The organism is Knoellia sinensis KCTC 19936, from assembly GCF_000768705.1.
GTDB classification, from domain to species: Bacteria; Actinomycetota; Actinomycetes; order Actinomycetales; family Dermatophilaceae; genus Knoellia; species Knoellia sinensis.
On sequence record NZ_AVPJ01000008.1, the window covers coordinates 138,933 to 157,140 of the forward strand.

Sequence of the window (18,208 nt, forward strand, 5' to 3'; positions counted from 1 at the left end):
TCGCGTGGATCCCCTGCGTCCGTGTGTCGCCGGTGATCGGGCAGCGTTGTACGACGTCTGCCTGCTCACCGGCGATTCCGGTTCCGACGCCAGCCCTCTGTATGCCGTGCCGCACCTTCTCGGGGACGTGTACGTCGGTCCCTACGTCACCTTCGAACCCGGGCTCGCGACGGTGTTCGACGACGGGGCTGGGGCGCAGGGCTATGTGCTCGGGGCGCTGGACACCAGGGCGTTCGAGGCGCGGTGCGAGAAGTCGTGGTGGCCCTCGCTCCGGGCGGCACACCCTCTGGGGTCGGTGGCCGAGGGGACGGCGGACGCGCGACTCGTGGCACTGATCCACGACCCGCCTGCGGCGCCGGATCACGTTGTGCGAGAACATCCGTCGCACCTGCATGTGGACCTGCTGCCTCGCTGGCAGGGCGGCGGGTGGGGCCGTCGCCTGATGGAGCGACTGTTCGCCCAACTCGCGGCGGCGGGCTCTCCCGGTGTCCATCTCGGGGTGGGTCGTGGGAATGATCGGGCGATCGCCTTCTACGAACGGCTGGGCTTCACCGTCCTCGACGACACCTCAGCCGACGCGCTGTTCCTCGGCTGCCGCCTCTTCTGACGCCAGCCAGCTCGTCGGGGGCAGGTGCCTGGGTCAACGGGAGGGTTCGTTCCGGTTCCGCCGACGGATGGACGGCCGATTGCCCGAATCTCATACTGAACGTGAGGCAGGAGGTGGTCCACCATGACTGTCGCTGTTCGCGCGGGAGAGCACGCGCTGGTCCTTGGGGCGAGCATGTCGGGGCTGCTCGCCGCCCGGGTTCTCGCGGATGCCTACGACCGGGTCACGGTCGTCGAGCGCGATGTGCTGCCCGTCGGAGCCGAGCACCGCCGGGGTGTCCCTCAGGACCGTCACCCGCACCTGCTCCTGCCAGGTGGCGCCCGGGTCATGGACGACCTGTTGCCGGGGTTGCTCGATGACCTGGCGGCCGCCGGATCGGCGGTCCTGACCGAGGACTACTCGAAATTCCACTTCGATCTGAACGGCAGGGTGGTGGCAAAGACCGGGCCCCCGAAGCAGCCCTTGACGTTCCACCTGCAGACCCGCCCCTTCCTCGAGGCACGAGTTCGTCAACGCGTTCGCGAGCTCCCGAACGTGACCATGCGGGACGGCCATGTGGTCCTGGATCTGGCCGCCACCAACGGTGGGCGGGTCACGGGAGCCCAAGTGGCCCCGCGCGCAGGCGGCGACGGCGAGGTGATCGCGGCCGATCTGGTCGTCGACGCCACGGGCCGCGCGGGCCGAACCCCTGCATTCCTGACCCGCCACGGCTTCGACAAGCCGTCGGAGGACAGGATCGCGGCGCGCGTCACCTATCAAGCCCAGCTCCTGCACTGGCCGATCGACACGATTCCCGAGGTCCTGTTCGGGGTGGACGCGACCGTGGAGCGCCCCATCGCCATCAACATCATCCCGCAGGAGAACGACACCGCCATGTTCTGGCTCTACGGCATGGTGGGTCGTGAGCCGCCGACCACCTTGGACGCCATGATCGAGTGGGTCGCGGACCTGTGCCCACCCCATGTGATGGCGGCGTTGCGCAACGCCACACCCATCGGGCCGACCTCCCAGCATCGAATTCCCGTCGCAGTGTGGCGTCGCTTCGACCACATGAAGACGTTCCCAGAGGGCTTGGTGGTGATCGGCGATGCCATCTGCGTGTTCAACCCCACCTACGGGCAAGGGATGACCGTGGCTGCCCTTCAAGCGCGTTCGCTCCAGGCCTGTCTGACCCACGGCGACACGGATCTCGCGCGACGCTTCTTCCGAGCGTCCGCGAAGCCGATCTCGCTGGCCTGGTCGTTCGCAGCGGCGGGCGACCTTGCCTACCCGGAGGCCGAGGGCAAGCGGACCGTCCAGTTCAGAATCGGCAACCGGCTCAACAATCTCGTCATCGCCGCGGCCACGACGGACGTCGAGGTGTATGCGAAGGTCATGAAGGTGAGCTCCTTCGTGGAGCCACCGTCCGCGTTCCTCGCCCCGACCTATCTGGCGCGCCTGCTCCGCGGAAACCTGCGGGCACGGAAGATCGCCGCCAACCAGCGATCTCGCAAGGCCTGGGCCTGAGCGCTCCGGTCGGCGGCAGCGCCCGCCGAGCCACCGCCGGTAGGGTTGCCTGCAGGTGCGCCGGGAAGTCTGGTCGGCAACGACTGCGCCGACCCCACGAAGGACCACATGATCACTCCCGCCGCACGCGATCGCCTCTTCCGCCGCCCCACGTGGGCCGAGGCGCAGGTCGTCACGAAGGCGCTCCGCACCGAGACCGTTGGCGGCGCGATTCTCCTCATTGCCGCCGTCGCGGCACTCGTGTGGGCGAACTCGCCGTGGCAAGACTCGTATGCCGCGTTGCGCGACTTCTCGTTGGGCTACGAGCCGTGGCACCTCGACCTGTCCTTGGGGACGTGGGCGGCCGACGGGTTGCTGGCGATCTTCTTCTTCGTCGCCGGGCTCGAACTCAAACGCGAGTTCCTCGTCGGGGACCTGCGCTCGCCGGCCAAGGCTCTGGTGCCCGTCATCGCCGCCGCAGCCGGTGTTGCAGTGCCCGCGCTGCTCTTCGTCGCCACTGTCCTGATCGCGGGGGCGGACTCGGACGCGCTGCGCGGGTGGGCCGTGCCGACCGCCACCGACATTGCTTTCGCGCTCGCGGTGCTGGCGGTCATCGGGTCGCACCTGCCGTCGGGCCTTCGGTCTTTCCTGCTGACCCTGGCGGTCGTCGATGACCTCATCGCCATCACGATCATTGCGATCTTCTACACGGAGGGGCTGTCGCTGGCGCCTTTGCTGCTGGCGCTGCTGCCCCTGGCGCTCTTCGCGTTCTTGGTCCAGCGGCGGGTCGTCCTGTGGTGGGTGCTCGTGCCGTTGGCATTCGCGACGTGGGCGTTGGTGCACGCATCGGGAGTGCACGCGACCGTTGCCGGGGTGCTGCTCGGGCTCGTCGTGCCGGTCCGACCGCGTGCGGTCGTGCCTTCGGCGGCGACGCTCTCCGGCAAGGTCGACGTCGCGCAGCGGCTGGAGCACCGACTGAGGCCGCTGTCGGCCGGGTTCGCGGTGCCCGTCTTCGCGTTCTTCGCCGCTGGTGTCTCGATCGGTGGCGGCGGCTTCGGTGCTGCGCTGCGTGATCCGGTCGCCATCGGGATTGTCGTCGGCCTGGTCGTCGGCAAGCTGATCGGCGTGCTGGGCAGCACCTTCCTCCTGTCGAGGTACACCCGCGCCGAACTCGACAGCGACCTCTCGTGGAGCGACATCATCGGGTTGTCGTTGCTCACCGGGGTGGGGTTCACAGTGTCCCTGCTCGTGGGTGAGTTGGCGTTCGGCGCCGGCTCGCCGCGCGACGAGCACGCGAAGATCGCGGTGATCGCCGGGTCACTCATCGCGGCAGTGCTCGCGTCGGTGGTCCTGCGCCGGCGCAACGCGGTGAATCGCCGGATCGCGCACGAAGACACGATCGACGCCGACGCCGACGGCATCCCCGACACCTTCCAGACCCATGACGCCAGGCTCACCGAGGACGACAAGCCCACCCATTGAACGGCCCTGACGGTCCTCCGTCCCGAACTCACCGAATTCCTCGGTTCGGGACGTGCAACGTTCAATGTCCCGAACCGAGGAATTCGGTGAGTTCGGGACAACTGGCAGGCGCGCCGACGGACAGGGGCGAGCACCCGGCATACCAATGGGTAAGGTCGGTAACCAGTCGCCCGAACCCCTCACGACCTGCGAAGGTGAGCAGCATGACAAGCGGAACCGGACCCGAGCGGACCATCGGCCAACTCGTCGCCGACGCCACCCATGACGTGCAGGGGATCATCCGCAGCGAGATCGCTCTCGCCAAGGCCGAGGTCTCCGGCGGCGCCAAGGTCATGGGCAAGGGGGCCGGACTCCTCGGTGGTGCTGCGTTCCTCGGACTGCTCGGCCTGATCTTCCTGTTCCACACCCTCGCTCGCGTCATCGCGGAGTGGCTGCCGGTGTGGGCGGGCTACGGCATCGTGACGCTGGTCCTCTTCATCATCGCCGCCATCCTCGGGGTCCTCGGCAAGAATGCGCTCGCCAAGGCGAAGCCCGCGCCGAAGCGCGCCATCTCCGAGGCGCAGCAGACGATCGCCACCCTCAAGTCCTGACCCACCCAGCGTCCGCAGTTGTGGTCGCCTGGGCGACCAATCTTGCGGACGTTGCGGGTATGCCGTCCGCTCGCGTCCGCAACTCTGGTCGCCAAGGCGACCAATCCTGCGGACGCACGAGCCTCACGCGTCAGGCGCGGTTGCGCATCCATTCCGAGAGGACATGCTCCGGGATCGGGCGCTCCAGGGTGTCGTCCCACGGCTGGGTCAGCCCGGCCAGGTCGAACACCGCGTTGAGCAGCAGCGCCGTGAAACCCCAGACGAACAGGCCGCCGGCCTCGAACCCCGGCCCCCGATAACCTGACGGGTGCGTCACCGTGAAGCGACGTCCGGGATCGAGCAACTCGTCGACCCTCACCCGCTCGACCCGCTCGACCTCGCGCGGGTCGACCACCCGGACCTCGCCCGGCTCCGGCCACCAGCCCAGCACGGGGGTCACCGCGTTGGCACTCGGGGTGAGATACAGCGGCGGCATCGCGCCCACGACCTCCACGCTGGCCGGCACCACACCGACTTCCTCCTCGGCCTCGCGCAGGGCCGCGTCGATCGGTCCCGCATCGGTGGGATCAACCCGCCCACCGGGGAACGACACCTGCCCGGGGTGGGCCCTCAGGTGGCGCGAGCGTGCTGTCAGGACAACGTCTTCCCCGCCGTCGCCCGTCGGGCCAAAGAGCATGAGCACCGCCGACAACTTCGTCGCACCCTCGGGCGGTGCGAACGTCGAAAACGCCTCGGGCTCCTCGGCCTCGACGGTCGCGACGACGCGGTCGAGCCATTCGGGGCGAGAGTTCGACGCAGCCATCACGCCGACGTCTCCGAGGACGACCTCGGCTCGCGCACCTCGCCTGGCAGCGGACCGGGCGGCGGGTCGGGCCACTCAGCCCCGGGCGCCAGTTCGTACTTGAGGAGCTTCGCCGCCTTCACCGGGTCCGTCTCACCTTCGCCGTAGGACGGACACCACCGAGCCACCGGGCACGCACCGCACGCAGGCTTGCGTGCGTGACACGTCCGGCGCCCGTGGAAGATCAGGACGTGACTGAGCATGACCCAGTCCTTGCGCGGGAACATCGCTCCGATCTCGTGCTCGACCTTGACCGGGTCGGTCTCCTCCGTCCAGCCGAACCGCCGAGCCAGACGCCCGAAGTGGGTGTCGACCGTGATCCCCGGAACTCCGAAGGCGTTGCCCAGCACGACGTTGGCGGTCTTGCGACCGACCCCGGGCAACGTCACGAGGTCCTTGAGCCGCCCCGGCACCTCGCCGCCATAGCGCTCGACCAAGGCCTGGCTCAACGTGATCACGGAGTTGGTCTTGGCACGGAAGAAGCCGGTCGGTTTGAGCACCTCTTCCATCTCGGTGCGGTCGGCCGACGCGAGCGCCTCGGCCGTGGGCCAGCGGGCGAACAGCGTCGGCGTCACCTTGTTGACCATGACGTCCGTCGTCTGCGCCGAGAGCACCGTCGCGAGGAGCAGTTGCAAGGGCGTCTCGAAGTCCAACTCGGCGTGCGCATAGGGATAGCGGTCGACGAGCGCCCGATAGATCTTGCGGGCCCGGCGGGTCCGAGCGACAGGCGACTCGACGGCATACGCAGCGGTGGAAGCAGGCACGACCGCCAGCCTACGGCGGAGCCCCGACGATGCCACCCTGCGTCAGACCCGACGCCATCGCCGCAGGTCGTGGCACACTGTGGCCGTGGATCACGACATCGTGCGCAAAGCCCCGCTCTTCGCGGCCCTCGATGACGAGACGGCCGACAGCCTCATCGCGTCCATGACGGCGCAGCACATGGAGCGAGGTGACGTGCTGTTCAACGAGGGCGACCCCGGCGACCGGCTCTACGTCATCGGCGAGGGCAAGATCAAACTCGGCCGCTCCTCCGCCGACGGTCGCGAGAACCTCCTCGCCATCCTCGGCCCGGGCGAGATGTTCGGCGAGTTGAGCCTCTTCGACCCCGGTCCGCGCACGGCCACGGCCACCGCTGTGGCCGAGACCCAGATCGTCGGCCTCACGCACGACCAGCTCAAGTCGTTCCTCGCGGAGCGCCCCGGTGTGGCCGCCACGTTGCTGGCTGCCCTGGCCCGCCGACTCCGCCGCACCAACGAGTCGCTCGCCGACCTCGTCTTCACCGACGTGCCCGGTCGTGTCGCCAAGGCGCTCATCGACCTGTCGGACCGCTTCGGTCGCCCCGTCGAGGGTGGCGTCATGGTGAGCCACGACCTCACGCAGGAGGAGCTCGCCCAGCTCGTCGGCGCCTCCCGCGAGACCGTCAACAAGGCGCTCGCCGACTTCGCGACGCGTGGCTGGCTCAAGCTTGAGGCCCGCGCCGTCCTCGTTCAGGACATGGAGCGTCTCCAGCGCCGCGCGCGCTGACCGTCACCTCACGCCGAGGTAGTCCAACTGCGCGCGGATGCTCATCCGCGCCGCTGGCCAGACCTCCTGCGGGACATCGGCATAGACCCGCGTCAGCACGCCCTCGACCGGGTCGGCCTCCTGCACCGCTCCGTCGGTGAGGGCCTGACGCACCTGGTCGAGGCGCTCCTGTCGGTGGGTGCGATAGAACGCGACCATTGCCTTTGCGTCCGGCACCACTGGACCGTGGCCGGGGAGGATGCTGGTCACCTCGCCGTTGCCCGTCAGGTTCGCGATGCGATCCAACGACGCGAGGTATGCCGCGAGCTCACCATCCGGGTGCGCCACCACTGTGGTGCCCCTCCCCAGGACGGTGTCACCGGTGAGGAGTGCGTGGTCGGCCTCGAGGGCGAAGGACATGGAGTCGCTCGTGTGCCCCGGGGTGGCGACGACGCGGATCTCGAGGCCGCCAGCGCGGATGACATCGCCGTCGGTGAGGTCGTCATGACCGCGGCCGACGGCGCGGATGGCGCTCTGGGTGAGCTCGGCGAACCGGGGCGCGGCCTCGGCGTGGTCATGGTGGCCGTGGGTGAGGATGGTCTGAGTGACGCGTGCTCCGGCATCGGCCACGTGTTGGACGACGCGCTGGAGGTGGGCCTCGTCCAGGGGGCCGGGGTCGATGACGACCGCCTCGGTGCTGCCGGGCTCCATGAGGACCCAGGTGTTGGTGCCGTCCAACGTCATGGGCCCCGGGTTGGGCGCGAGCACGCAATGCGCCCGGGTCGTGATCTGCCCACCGGCCCACACCTGCTCACTCATCCCCCCAGCCTGCCACCCGCTGGCCGGCCCTGTGCATTGCAGGCGGCAAACGTCGGACCACACGTTGACGTCAGGCTCACGATCCGGGTCAGGGCCCCTTCAGCCGACCCTTTGCCGCCTGGCGTGCTCACCTGTGGATAAGGCTCCGGCCAGTCAGCCAGTTTCGGTCAGTCTTGCCCGGTGACGGTGACGGTGACGGTGACGGTCGAGCGGTGCGGCGGCTTTGCCACATGGCGCGAGCTGCGCCGCCAGCACTCTCGGCGAGCGATCGAGCGCGCGCTCGCCAACTCAGAGGTGCTCCGAACGCGGCGGAATCTGTACACAACACCTCGCTCCTCCCAGCAGCTGCTCGCGGCCAAAGCATCCGCGGGGGCGCTGTCGCACCTGAGCGCAGCCCTGCACCACGGGTGGAAGGTCAAGACTGTCCCCGACACGGCCTGGGTGACGGTGCCACGCAAGTGGGGCGCGCGCCCCGTACCCAGGGACATTCACCTGCACCGCAGCGACATCCCGTCGGGACAGGTCGAGGACTGCGTCACGACACCGCTCCGAACGCTTCTGGACTGTGCGCGGGCGTTGCCGTTTGACGAAGCCCTCACCGTGGCCGACTCGGCACTTCGCTCGGGCACGGTCACCCGGGGCGAGCTGCTCGCGGCCGCCACGGCAGCGCGAGGCCCGGGTTCGGTCCGCGTCCGCCGGGTCGCAGAGCATGCGAGCGCCAAGGCCCACAACCCGTTGGAGTCCGTCCTACGAGCTCTCACCATCGAGGTCGGCCTGACCCTGACGCCCCAGCTCGAGGTGTCGGACTCCGGGCTCTATGCCAAGGTCGACCTGGGCAGCGAGGAGTTGCGCCTCATCATTGAGGCCGAGGGTTACGAAACTCATGGGACCCGCAAGGGGCTCCGTCGGGACTGCTGCCGGCACACGGAGTTCGCGGTCTTCGGCTGGACGTCGCTGCGCTATGCCTATGAGGACGTCATGTTCGAGCAGGGCTGGGTGCGCTGGTCGCTCCTGGCATGGGTCGCGCTCCAGTCCGACTTGCCTCAGCCGAAGCGCCCGCGACACGTCCTGCCTCGCGCAGCCTGAGCACGGCAGGCGGCAAACGCCCGCCGGGAGCAGGCACCACGCTCAGCCGGCAGGGGCAGCCAATCCATTGCCGCCTGCCGTGCTCGGTCAGGGGATGTCGCAGCGGGTGACCAGGCGGTCGCCGAGCTCGACGAGTTCGGGCTCCACCGCCGTGAGCACTGGCCGGTCGGCGAGGAAGTTGGCCACGGACCCAAAGGCGGCCAGTTGCTCCAGCATGACCACGGTCGGCGGCAGCATCACGGCCTTCCCCTCCTCGTATGCCGTGAGGAGACTTCCCGGGAGCACCCAGGCATCGTGGTCGGTCTCGCCCGAGTCCCCCGCCGCGGTCTGCCCGGCAGGAAGCGCGGCGGCGAAGATCCACGTGTCGTAGCGACGCTTCTCGAACGGCGGGGTGATCCAGTGGGCGCGCGGCACCAGGTCGCCCACTGACAACCGCAGACCACACTCCTCCTCGACCTCGCGCACGGCCGCCGACAACAACGGCTTCGCCTCCGCGCCGGGCAGGTCCATGCGTTCGGCCAAGGACTCGACAGCTCCGGGATCGAAGTCAACGTCGGCATCCGCCGCGTCGACTCCGCCGCCGGGGAAGACGTACATCGACGGCGCGAACGCCATGGTCGAGACACGACGCTGGACGAAGACCATCGGCCCGTCCGCCGAGTCCCGGACGACCATCACCGTCGCGGCGGCTCGAGGCACCAGATGCTCACCGGGCGACGCCAGCCACGCGCGGGCATTCTCGACCCACGCATCGGAGCGGGGGGAGGGGAACTCGCGCAACGGCATACGGAATGTCCTGTTCCTAACCCGGGAATTCGGTGAGTTCGGGACGGCCCCCAACCCGGGAATTCGGTGAGTTCGGGACGGTCCCCAACCCGGGAATTCGGTGAGTTCGGGACGGTCAGTCGGCGACGTGGACGATGATCTCGACCTCGACGGGTGCGTCCAGCGGAAGGACCGACACGCCGACGGCGGAGCGGGCGTGCACGCCGCGGTCACCGAACGCGTGACCCAGCAGTTCACTGGCGCCGTTGATGACACCGGGCTGACCGGTGAACGCCGGGTCCGAGGCGACGAAGCCCACGACCTTGACCACGCGCTCGACCTTGTCGAGGTCACCGACGATGGACTTCACGGCAGCGATGGCGTTGAGGGCGCAGATCTGCGCGAGCTCCTTGGCCCGCTCAGGAGACACGAACCCGTCGCCCTCGCCGACCTTCCCCGTGTCGGCCAAGGACCCGGAGACCATCGGCAGCTGACCCGACGTGAAGACACGCGACCCGTCCTGGACGGCCGGCACATAGACCGCCACGGGCGGTGCGACATCCGGCACCGACAGCCCCAACTCGGCCAGACGATCCTCGACTGCGCTCATGAGTCAGGCTCCCTTGGGGCGCTTGAAGTAGGCCACGAGGTTGTCACCCTGCGGACCCTGCACCACCTGCACGAGTTCCCAGCCGTCCTCGCCCCAGTTGTCGAGGATCTGCTTGGTTGCGTGGATCATGATCGGCGCCGTTGCGTACTCCCACTTCTGCATGGTCCACACCCTAGAGGGTGTCCGAACCCTGTCGGTACCGCCCGGTCGTAGGCTGACCCCGTGCCCGCGCCCGCCGTCCCCGCCGAGTTCGCTGCGGCTCGCCTGCACGTCGTGACCGGCAAGGGTGGAGTCGGCAAGACCACCGTGGCCTCGGCGCTTGCCCTGGCCCTCGCGCAGACCGGCAAGCGCGTCCTCCTCGCCGAGGTCGAGGGGCGACAGGGGCTGTCCCAGACCTTCGACGTCCCGCCGCTCGGCACGCAGGAGGTGCGCCTCGTCACGCACCCGGGCGGCGGCGAGCTCTGGGGCCTCTCGGTCGACGCCAAGGCGGCACTGCTCGAGTACCTCCAGCTGTTCTACAAGCTCGGCCGCGCCGGGAGCGCCCTCGAGAAGGTCGGCGCCATCGACTTCGCCACGACCATCGCGCCGGGCGTGCGCGACGTCCTGCTCATCGGCAAGATCTACGAGGCAGCGGGCCGACCCAAGGGCGGACGGGGAAGTGGTGGCAAGGGCGGCGGGCTGCACTACGACGCCGTCGTCCTCGACGCGCCGCCGACCGGGCGGGCCGTGCGCTTCCTCAACGTCAACGCCGGCGTCGCCGACGTCGCCAAGATGGGCCCGATCAAGTCGCAGGCCGACTCCATCACCCGGATGCTGCGCGATCCGCGCACCCTCGTGCACATGGTGACGCTCCTCGAGGAGATGCCGGTCCAGGAGAGCCTCGACGGGCTGCGCGACCTCGCGGACGTCGGGCTCCACCTCGGCGCCATCATCGTGAACCAGGTGCGCGAACCTCTCCTCACACCGGAGCAGCTCACCCAACTCACGGGGTCGGCCAAGACCACCAAGAAGGACAAGGCGCTCGAGGACCTCGTGCGCGACGAACTGACCTCGGCTGGGCTGCGGCCCACGAACCCCATGGTCAAGGGACTGATCCGCGAGGGCCGCGACCACGCGCTCCGCCTCGACCTCCAGGCCGAGATGGCCCGTGAGATCGCGGACGCAGGGCCCCCGGTCGTGGAGCTCCCGGCCCTGAACGGCGGCATGGACGACGGTGGCATCGCCGTCCTCGCCGACGAGCTGGCCGAAGGGCTCCTCGGACATGACATGGATCAGACCCGGCAGGGCGGTCACTGATGGCCACCCGCAAGCCGTCCGCGCCCGAGCATCCCCAGCTCGACATCGACGCCCTCCTCGCCAACGACGAGGTCGGCATCATCGTGTGCTGCGGCTCCGGAGGCGTCGGCAAGACCACGACTGCGGCCGCGCTCGGCATCCGAGCCGCCGAGGCGGGCCGCAAGGTCGTCGTCCTCACGATCGACCCGGCACGTCGACTCGCCCAGTCACTCGGGCTCACCGAGCTCGACAACACACCCCGTCCCGTCGCCGACGTGGACCTGGCCGCTGGCGGGCGGCTCGACGCGATGATGCTCGACATGAAGCGGACCTTCGACGAGGTCGTCGAGGCCCACGCCACGCCGGAGAAGGCCGCCCAGATCCTCGCCAACCCCTTCTACCAAGCCGTGTCGAGCTCCTTCGCAGGGACGCAGGAATACATGGCGATGGAGAAGCTCGGCCAACTCCGCACCCAGGCCGAACGCGACGGCACCTGGGACCTCATCGTCGTCGACACGCCCCCGTCGCGCTCCGCCCTCGACTTCCTCGATGCCCCGAAGCGGCTCGGTTCGTTCCTCGACGGGCGCTTCGTCCGCCTGCTCATGGCTCCCGCGAAGGCGGGTGGGCGGGCCTATCTCAAGGTGTTCAGCGTCGGCGTCGACCTCGCGCAGCGCACGCTGAGTCGGGTTCTCGGCGGTCAGATGCTCCAGGACGTGCAGACCTTCGTGGCTGCCCTCGACACGATGTTCGGCGGCTTCCGTGAGCGTGCCGACGTCACGTATGCCCTGCTCAAGGAGGACACGACGGCTTTCGTCGTCGTCGCCTCCCCCGACCGGGATGCGTTGCGCGAGGCGGCTTTCTTCGTGGCCCGGTTGGGCGATGAGGGTATGCCGCTCGCGGGCGTTGTCGTGAACCGTCTCCAGACGCTCGGGGCGGCTGCGTTGTCGGGGTCACGGGCCGAGGACGGTGCGGAGCAGCTCGCCGAGGACGATCGGGAGGACACCCTCACGGCCGCCCTGCTGTCCCTGCACGTCGACCTCGCGTCGACCGTCGCGCGGCAGCACGCCGTCGTCACGCGCTTCGCGGCCTCGCACCCAGAGGTCGAGATCACCACGGTGGCCGCGTCGGCGACCGACGTCCACGACCTCGACGACCTCCGCGAGATCGGTCAGGCCCTCGCCGTGTGAGGGGACGGGGTGCCGCGCCTGCTGCGTGCCCAACCGTCCAATTGGGTGAGTTCGGTACGGGGGCGCCGCGCCTGCTGCGTGCCCAACCGTCCAATTGGGTGAGTTCGGGACGGGACCAACACGCGAAAGCCGGGCCGCACCTCGGAAGGTGACGACCCGGCATACGCGAAAAGTAGGTCAGTTCTGCTGTGCCCGACCCATCGACTTGCTGAGCACCTCGCGCCACGACCGAACGTCGGGGTGACGGCGAAGCAGGGCACGGCGCTCGCGCTCCGTCATGCCACCCCAGACGCCGAACTCGGTGCGGTTGTCGAGAGCATCGGACAGGCAGTCGAGCGCGACGGGGCACGCGCGGCAGACGACCTTGGCGGCCCGCTGCTCCTTGCCCTGCACGAAGAGTGCGTCAGGGTCAGTGCCCACGCAGGTGCCGCGGGTCGACCAGTCGGATGGTGCGTGGGTCGTGATGTGGTTCGTGCTACTGGCAGGCGCTGTGATCGTCATTACTGTTTCCCTCGGACTGGGCCATTCCCTCCCGAATGGCGCTACACGAAAACTAGGCAGTAGGTGAAAGCCGCACCATGACGAATACGGGGACTAGTTATATGGCTCAAAGTAACTAGTCACTGGGCTAGGCAATTTCCGCCTGACGTGCAGAAACGCGGTGACGCGCGGCTGACCGGGGGGTCATAGGTTTCCCAGTTACCCTGATGGTATGGATGGCCGCGCCCAAAATCTCCCTGCCGTGCTTCGCCTGTTGACGGGTCTCGTCGTCCTCGGGGCGCTCATGGGACTCCTCATGGCGGGACTCGCGATCCCCGCGATCGGAGCCGGAGGCAGCGCCACCAAGAGCGGCGTCCAGGCCTTCAACGACCTCCCCAGTGAGTTCTCGGTCTCGCCACTGGCGCAGCAGTCGAGGATCGTCGACGCGTCGGGCAAGAAGCTCATCGCGAACCCCTACGACGAGAACCGCATCATCGTCCCCCTCACGCGCATCTCCGGCTGGATGCAGAAGGCGCAGATCGCCATCGAGGACGCCCGCTTCTATGAGCACGGCGGTCTGGACGTCCGCGGCTTCACCCGCGCCATGGTGTCGAACGCCCAGGGCGAGGGCGTCCAGGGCGCATCGACCCTCACCCAGCAGTACGTCAAGATCACGCTCCAGGAGAACGCCCTCCGCCGTGACGACAAGGAAGCCGCCAAGGCTGCTGTCGCCAAGACCTACACGCGAAAGCTCCAGGAGTTGAAGTACGCCCTCGACGTCGAGCGCAACTTCACCAAGGACCAGATCCTCGCCGGCTACCTGAACCTCGTCTACTACGGCGACCAGGCCTACGGCGTCGAGGCTGCGGCCCAGAACTACTTCGGCATCTCGTCGTCCAAGCTCAACCTCGGCCAGTCCGCGCTGCTCGCGGGCATCGTGCAGCAGCCGACGCGCTACAACCCCGTGCTCAACCCGAAGGACTCGCAGGCGCGACGCAACCTCGTCCTCGACCGCATGGCGACCCTGGGCATGGCCTCGACCAAGGACGTCAACGCCGCCAAGAAGGTGCCGGTGGCCGACATGCTCGGCAACCGCAAGCCCCCGAAGGGCACCTGCCACCGCTCGGTCGAGCCGTTCTTCTGCGCCTACATGATGGAGTACCTCCAGAAGTCGCCGCAGATGGCCGTCCTCGGCAAGACCCCCGCCGAGCGTCTCAAGAACATCAACCAGGGCGGCCTGACGATCAAGACCACCCTCGACATGGAGCTGCAGGCAGCGACGTTCAAGGAGCTGACCAAGGCCGTCCCGGTCGGCAACAAGCAGAACCTGGGGGCGGCATCGACGGTCATCGAGCCCGGCACCGGCAAGGTCCTCGCGATGGCGCAGGCCACGGACTTCTCCGCGAGCCAGCTCAACCTCAACGCCGACCAGCGCTACGGCGGCAGCCAGTACGGCTACCAGTTCGGGTCGACGGCCAAGACCTACGCCCTCGTGGCCGCGCTCGAGGCTGGAATGCCTCTCGACGGCACCATCGATGCACCCTCGGCCTCGCCGGACGACCCGCACTCGTTCACGCGCTCGGAGATGAAGGGACGGTGCAACTCCGACAAGGACTGGTCGGTCGAGAACGACTACCGCAGTGGCGGTGAGATGTCGCTGGCACAGGCCACGGCCGAGTCCATCAACACGGCGTTCGGTCAGCTCGTCATCGACACGGGGTGCAACAAGGTCTACGACACCATGAACCGCATGGGCGTCCACCAGGGCGACGGCGGGAAGATCGACAACACGGTCGCCTCGATCACCCTGGGCGCCGGCGTGATGACGCCGATGACGGCAGCGGCGTCCTACGCGACGCTGGCCGCGCGGGGCAAGTACTGCGAGCCCACCCCGATCGCCTCGATCACGACGTCGAACGGCAAGGCCATCAAGATCCCGCCGACCGCGTGCAAGCAGGTCGTCCGGGCCGACATCGCCGACGGTGTCAACCAGCTCCTCATGGGCCCCCTCTCCGACCGTCGTGGCACGGCACGAGGCCTTTGGGACGTCAGCGCCCGACCCGCTGCTGGCAAGACCGGGACGACCAACAACCACAACCAGTCGTGGTTCATCGGCTACACCCCGCAGCGCTCCGCCGCGGTGTGGATCGGCAACGTCAAGGTCGCGAGGGCCAACGGTCAGTTGCTCACCCTCAACGGCAAGTGCTTCGGTGAGTACGGCTGCAAGCGCAGCGTGTTCGGTGGCACCGTCGCCGCCCCCGTCTGGTCCAAGATCATGCGGCACGCGACGAATGACCTGCCGGTGGTGAGGTTCACCCGGCCCTCGGACAAGGTGCTCAACGGCAACTACATCCGGCTCCCCTCGGTGGTCGGCGACAGCGTCGAGACGGCGACGAGCAAGCTCCAGGCCGCGGGCTTCAAGGTCCGGGTCGGGAGCCGCGTCGACAGCTCCATCCGGGAGGGTCGCGTCGCACGCACGAGCCCCGGCACACGCGGCATGAAGGGCGGGACCGTGACGCTGTTCATCTCGCGTGGCTACCAGCCGCCGGTGTTCCAGCCGGGGACGTCGAACCCTGAGCCGGACCGCGACGCTCCCCAACCCGACCGCCGCGGCAACAGCGGACGGGGCAATGGGAACGGCAACAGTGGGAACGGCAACGGTGGGGGCGACGAAGAGGACGACTGACTCGTCGCCAGCGCCGGAGTGAACCAGCGCCGATCATGACGAAGGGCCGGGCATCTCACCTGAGATGTCCGGCCCTTCGTCAGGGGTGCAGCGGTTCGGCGCTGCTCGGCGTCAGCCCGCCAGGACCTGCTTGACGATCGCAGCGACACGCCCACCGTCGGCGCGGCCCGCGATCTCACCCTGGGCGACCTTCATGACCTGTCCCATCTGGGCCATGCTGCTCGCACCCGTCGACTCGACCGCGCTGCGCACGATCCGCTCGAGCTCGGCGTCGTCGAGCTGCTTGGGCAGGTAGGTCTCGAGCACGACCAGCTCGGCGTCCTCGATCGCGGCGAGTTCGGTGCGACCGGCTTCGACGTATGCCGTCGAGGCCTCCTTGCGCTTCTTCGCCTCCTTGGCGATGACCTTGAGTACCTCGTCGTCACTGAGTTCCTTGGCCTCGTCACCGGCCACCTCGGCGTTGGTGATGGCGGTGAGCGCCATCCGGAGCGTGCCGGAGCGGACCTTGTCCTTGCTGCGGATCGCGTCGTGGAGGTCGCCCTGGAGCGTGCCCTTGAGAGTCGTGTCGGTCATGGCCCCAAGTCTCGCACCCGGAGTCAACCGGGATACTGGCGTGATGACCGCGACCAGCAAGGCCCTGACCGCCGTGGGCGCGCTCGCCGCCGCAGGGGTGGCCGGCGTGGCGTATGCCGGCCTCATCGAGCGCAACTGGTTCGCCCTGCGCTCGGCGACGGTGCCGGTGTTGCCGCCCGGGTCGGAGTCCGTGCGGATCCTGCAGGTCAGCGACCTCCACCTCACACCGGGGCAGCGCCGCAAGATCGAGTGGGTGCGCGAGCTCGCTTCTCTCTCACCGGATTTCGTCGTCAACTCCGGCGACAACCTCGCCCACGTCGAGGCCGTCGGACCGTTGCTGCGGGCGATGGAGCCGCTCATGGAGTTCCCCGGGGCCTTCGTGTTGGGCTCCAACGACCGCTTCGGTCCCGTGCCCAAGAACCCGGCGCTCTACCTCACCCGCAACTACGCCCGGGCGCCCAAGCTCGAGCGCGTGGACCTGCCGGTGGACGCGTTGGTGGCCGGACTCCGTGCGGGCGGTTGGCATGACCTCGACAACGCGCGCACCACGGTCGACGTGGGCCCGCACCGAATCGAGCTCGTCGGAGTCGACGACCCGCACATCGCACGAGACCGGTATGCCGTGGTGTCCCGTCCCGCTGCCACCGACGTCGCGCTCACCCTCGGTCTCGTCCACGCGCCCTACCAGCGGGTGCTCGACGCAATGACGGCCGATGGCGCGGGGCTCATCCTTGCCGGCCACACGCACGGTGGGCAGCTCGCCGTGCCGCTCTATGGGGCTCTCGTGACCAACTGCGACCTCGACCGGGGGCGCGCCAAGGGGCTCTCGCGGTGGTGGCCGGGCGCGGGAGGCGACGTGCCCACGCAACCGGAGCGGGCGGCATACCTGCACGTTTCTGCGGGCCTGGGGACCTCGCCGTACGCGCCCGTGCGCTTCGCCTGTCGCCCCGAGGCGACCCTGTTGACGCTCACGGCGCGCTGACGGTCGCCGGACCGGAGGAACCGATTTCGGGAGGCGGGTCGGCGTCGGCTATCCTCTGGTGTCGCTGCCTGTGAGGGCAGGGACATGCCACGGGGTGTGGCGCAGCTTGGTAGCGCGCTTCGTTCGGGACGAAGAGGTCGCAGGTTCAAATCCTGTCACCCCGACCATGTGATGTCTCAAGACATCGGCAACACCCCGAACCCTCAGGGTTCGGGGTGTTGTGGTTTCTGGGGTTGGTATTTGCGGGTGGGGTCGAGGGTGAGTTGGCGGAGGACTTCGCCGGTGGTGGCGTCGATGATGGTGATGTCCAGGCCGTTGACCAGCGCTTTTACGGTGGTGCCGTCGTGGGTGCGGCCGATGCCGATGGAGTACAGCTGGCCGCCGTGGCGAAGGGTGATCTTGCCGTTGTTGATCTTGTCGGTGCGGACGCGGGCGTGGCGGTTGCCTGTGGGTTCGGGCTGGGGGTTCGCCTTGGGCAGGGAGGTGTAGGCGGCTGCTGGGGTGCGCCGTTTGAGGGATCGGTGTGGGCGTTCGTGGTTGTACTCGTGGCGGAACTGGTCGATCAGGGCCTGGAGCTGGTCGATGGTGGCGGGCTGGGCGGGTTGCTGGCTGAGCCACTTCTTCAGGGTTTGCTGGAAGCGTTCGACCTTGCCCTGGGTTTGGGGGTGGTTCCCGCGCCCGTTCTTCTGCCGGATGCCGAGGGTGGCGAGTTCGTGCTCGAACGCGTTGCGTCCACCGCGGCGGCCCTGTCCGGCGTGGCGGACGGTGTACACCATCCCGTTGTCGGTCAGGGTGCTTGCGGGACAGGCGTGTTCGGTGGTGGTGGCCCGGAACGTGGCCAGCACGATCTGTCCGGTGATGCGGGTGTGGGCGCTGATGTGGAGGGCGTAGCGGGAGTGGTCATCGAGCCAGGTGATGACCTCGACGTCGGTGCCGGAGGTCAGTGGGTAGTGGGTGAAGTCCGATTGCCAGCACTCGTTGGGTTGGGCGGCTTCGAACCGTTGGTAGGCGCTCATGGGTTTCTTCTTCGGCTCCGGCGTGACTCGACCGTGCGCGGTCAGGATCCGCGCGATCGTGGCCCGCGACGGCACCGATGCCACGGCCTGGGCGCGCTCGAGGTGCCAGTGGATCGTTTCCGGGCCGGCGTCATGGCCCGCACCGGCCAGTCGGTCCCGTTCGGCCAGGACCGCGCCCACGACCTCGTCGCTCACCCGTGCCGGTGAGGCCTTGGGTC

Annotated in this window: 19 protein-coding genes and 1 tRNA gene; 11 read left to right on the plus strand and 9 right to left on the minus strand. The window is 68.7% G+C overall.

Features of this window, described 5'->3' with window-relative positions; all coding sequences use genetic code 11:
* Positions 1–4 precede the first annotated feature (4 nt).
* From N802_RS12040 to N802_RS12055, 4 genes are all read left to right on the plus strand, one after another.
* Positions 5–607 (plus strand): GNAT family N-acetyltransferase, encoded by a 603-nt coding sequence (locus N802_RS12040; RefSeq protein WP_052109877.1) that lies wholly within the window; start codon positions 5–7, stop codon positions 605–607.
* Positions 608–730: 123 nt separating this feature from the next.
* On the plus strand, positions 731–2,113 hold the full coding sequence (locus N802_RS12045; RefSeq protein WP_035916501.1) for an NAD(P)/FAD-dependent oxidoreductase: 1,383 nt from the start codon (positions 731–733) through the stop codon (positions 2,111–2,113).
* Positions 2,114–2,221: 108 nt separating this feature from the next.
* Positions 2,222–3,574, plus strand: a complete 1,353-nt coding sequence (gene nhaA, locus N802_RS12050) for a Na+/H+ antiporter NhaA (RefSeq protein ID WP_035916503.1) — start codon at positions 2,222–2,224, stop codon at positions 3,572–3,574.
* 203 nt (positions 3,575–3,777) lie between these two features.
* Complete coding sequence (locus N802_RS12055) at positions 3,778–4,164, plus strand: phage holin family protein (RefSeq protein WP_035916504.1); 387 nt, start codon at positions 3,778–3,780, stop codon at positions 4,162–4,164.
* A 130-nt stretch (positions 4,165–4,294) separates the two neighbouring features.
* On the opposite strand, the gene N802_RS12060 is transcribed toward N802_RS12055, so the two are convergent.
* Positions 4,295–4,966, minus strand: a complete 672-nt coding sequence (locus tag N802_RS12060; RefSeq protein ID WP_035916603.1) for an NUDIX hydrolase — start codon at positions 4,964–4,966, stop codon at positions 4,295–4,297.
* Entirely contained in the window at positions 4,966–5,769 is an 804-nt protein-coding gene (gene nth, locus N802_RS12065; protein WP_035916506.1) for an endonuclease III, read from the minus strand. Before nth ends, N802_RS12060 begins: the two co-directional genes overlap by 1 nt.
* Before the next feature lie 85 nt (positions 5,770–5,854).
* On the opposite strand from nth, the gene N802_RS12070 reads away from it, so the two are divergent.
* On the plus strand, positions 5,855–6,532 hold the full coding sequence (locus tag N802_RS12070) for a Crp/Fnr family transcriptional regulator (protein ID WP_035916605.1): 678 nt from the start codon (positions 5,855–5,857) through the stop codon (positions 6,530–6,532).
* 3 nt (positions 6,533–6,535) lie between these two features.
* On the opposite strand, the gene N802_RS12075 is transcribed toward N802_RS12070, so the two are convergent.
* Positions 6,536–7,330 (minus strand): MBL fold metallo-hydrolase, encoded by a 795-nt coding sequence (locus N802_RS12075; protein WP_035916509.1) that lies wholly within the window; start codon positions 7,328–7,330, stop codon positions 6,536–6,538.
* A gap of 180 nt (positions 7,331–7,510) precedes the next feature.
* Between N802_RS12075 and N802_RS12080 the strand changes: the two genes are divergently transcribed.
* Positions 7,511–8,416, plus strand: coding sequence for a hypothetical protein (locus N802_RS12080; RefSeq protein ID WP_052109878.1), 906 nt, complete (start codon positions 7,511–7,513; stop codon positions 8,414–8,416).
* An 87-nt stretch (positions 8,417–8,503) separates the two neighbouring features.
* Here N802_RS12080 and N802_RS12085 read toward each other — a convergent pair whose 3' ends face one another.
* The 3 genes from N802_RS12085 to sp36 all read right to left on the minus strand — a co-directional run bounded on the left by N802_RS12085 (position 8,504) and on the right by sp36 (position 9,953).
* Positions 8,504–9,202, minus strand: a complete 699-nt coding sequence (locus tag N802_RS12085) for an NUDIX hydrolase (protein WP_052109879.1) — start codon at positions 9,200–9,202, stop codon at positions 8,504–8,506.
* Positions 9,203–9,317: 115 nt separating this feature from the next.
* Positions 9,318–9,791, minus strand: coding sequence for a RidA family protein (locus tag N802_RS12090; RefSeq protein ID WP_035916510.1), 474 nt, complete (start codon positions 9,789–9,791; stop codon positions 9,318–9,320).
* A gap of 3 nt (positions 9,792–9,794) precedes the next feature.
* Positions 9,795–9,953, minus strand: a complete 159-nt coding sequence (gene sp36, locus N802_RS20240; protein WP_156971384.1) for a Sp36 family protein — start codon at positions 9,951–9,953, stop codon at positions 9,795–9,797.
* 60 nt (positions 9,954–10,013) lie between these two features.
* On the opposite strand from sp36, the gene bagA reads away from it, so the two are divergent.
* Both bagA and bagB read left to right on the plus strand, forming a co-directional pair.
* Positions 10,014–11,087 (plus strand): ATPase BagA, encoded by a 1,074-nt coding sequence (gene bagA, locus N802_RS12095; protein WP_035916512.1) that lies wholly within the window; start codon positions 10,014–10,016, stop codon positions 11,085–11,087.
* Positions 11,087–12,253 (plus strand): ArsA family ATPase, encoded by a 1,167-nt coding sequence (gene bagB, locus N802_RS12100; protein WP_052109880.1) that lies wholly within the window; start codon positions 11,087–11,089, stop codon positions 12,251–12,253. Before bagA ends, bagB begins: the two co-directional genes overlap by 1 nt.
* Positions 12,254–12,430: 177 nt before the next feature.
* Here bagB and N802_RS12105 read toward each other — a convergent pair whose 3' ends face one another.
* Entirely contained in the window at positions 12,431–12,754 is a 324-nt protein-coding gene (locus tag N802_RS12105) for a WhiB family transcriptional regulator (RefSeq protein WP_052109881.1), read from the minus strand.
* A gap of 211 nt (positions 12,755–12,965) precedes the next feature.
* Here N802_RS12105 and N802_RS12110 point away from each other — a divergent pair, with 211 nt between their 5' ends.
* Positions 12,966–15,419, plus strand: a complete 2,454-nt coding sequence (locus N802_RS12110) for a penicillin-binding protein (protein ID WP_052109882.1) — start codon at positions 12,966–12,968, stop codon at positions 15,417–15,419.
* 111 nt (positions 15,420–15,530) lie between these two features.
* On the opposite strand, the gene N802_RS12115 is transcribed toward N802_RS12110, so the two are convergent.
* A complete protein-coding gene (locus N802_RS12115; protein ID WP_035916514.1) occupies positions 15,531–15,992 on the minus strand; it encodes a GatB/YqeY domain-containing protein in 462 nt (153 codons plus the stop codon).
* A gap of 43 nt (positions 15,993–16,035) precedes the next feature.
* Between N802_RS12115 and N802_RS12120 the strand changes: the two genes are divergently transcribed.
* Positions 16,036–16,974, plus strand: a complete 939-nt coding sequence (locus N802_RS12120; RefSeq protein WP_035916614.1) for a metallophosphoesterase — start codon at positions 16,036–16,038, stop codon at positions 16,972–16,974.
* Between the two features lie 90 nt (positions 16,975–17,064).
* Positions 17,065–17,141: transfer RNA gene (locus tag N802_RS12125), tRNA-Pro, on the plus strand.
* A 36-nt stretch (positions 17,142–17,177) separates the two neighbouring features.
* Here N802_RS12125 and N802_RS12130 read toward each other — a convergent pair.
* Positions 17,178–18,208: integrase core domain-containing protein (locus N802_RS12130; RefSeq protein ID WP_035916616.1), on the minus strand; the 1,031-nt coding region annotated here is incomplete at its 5' end.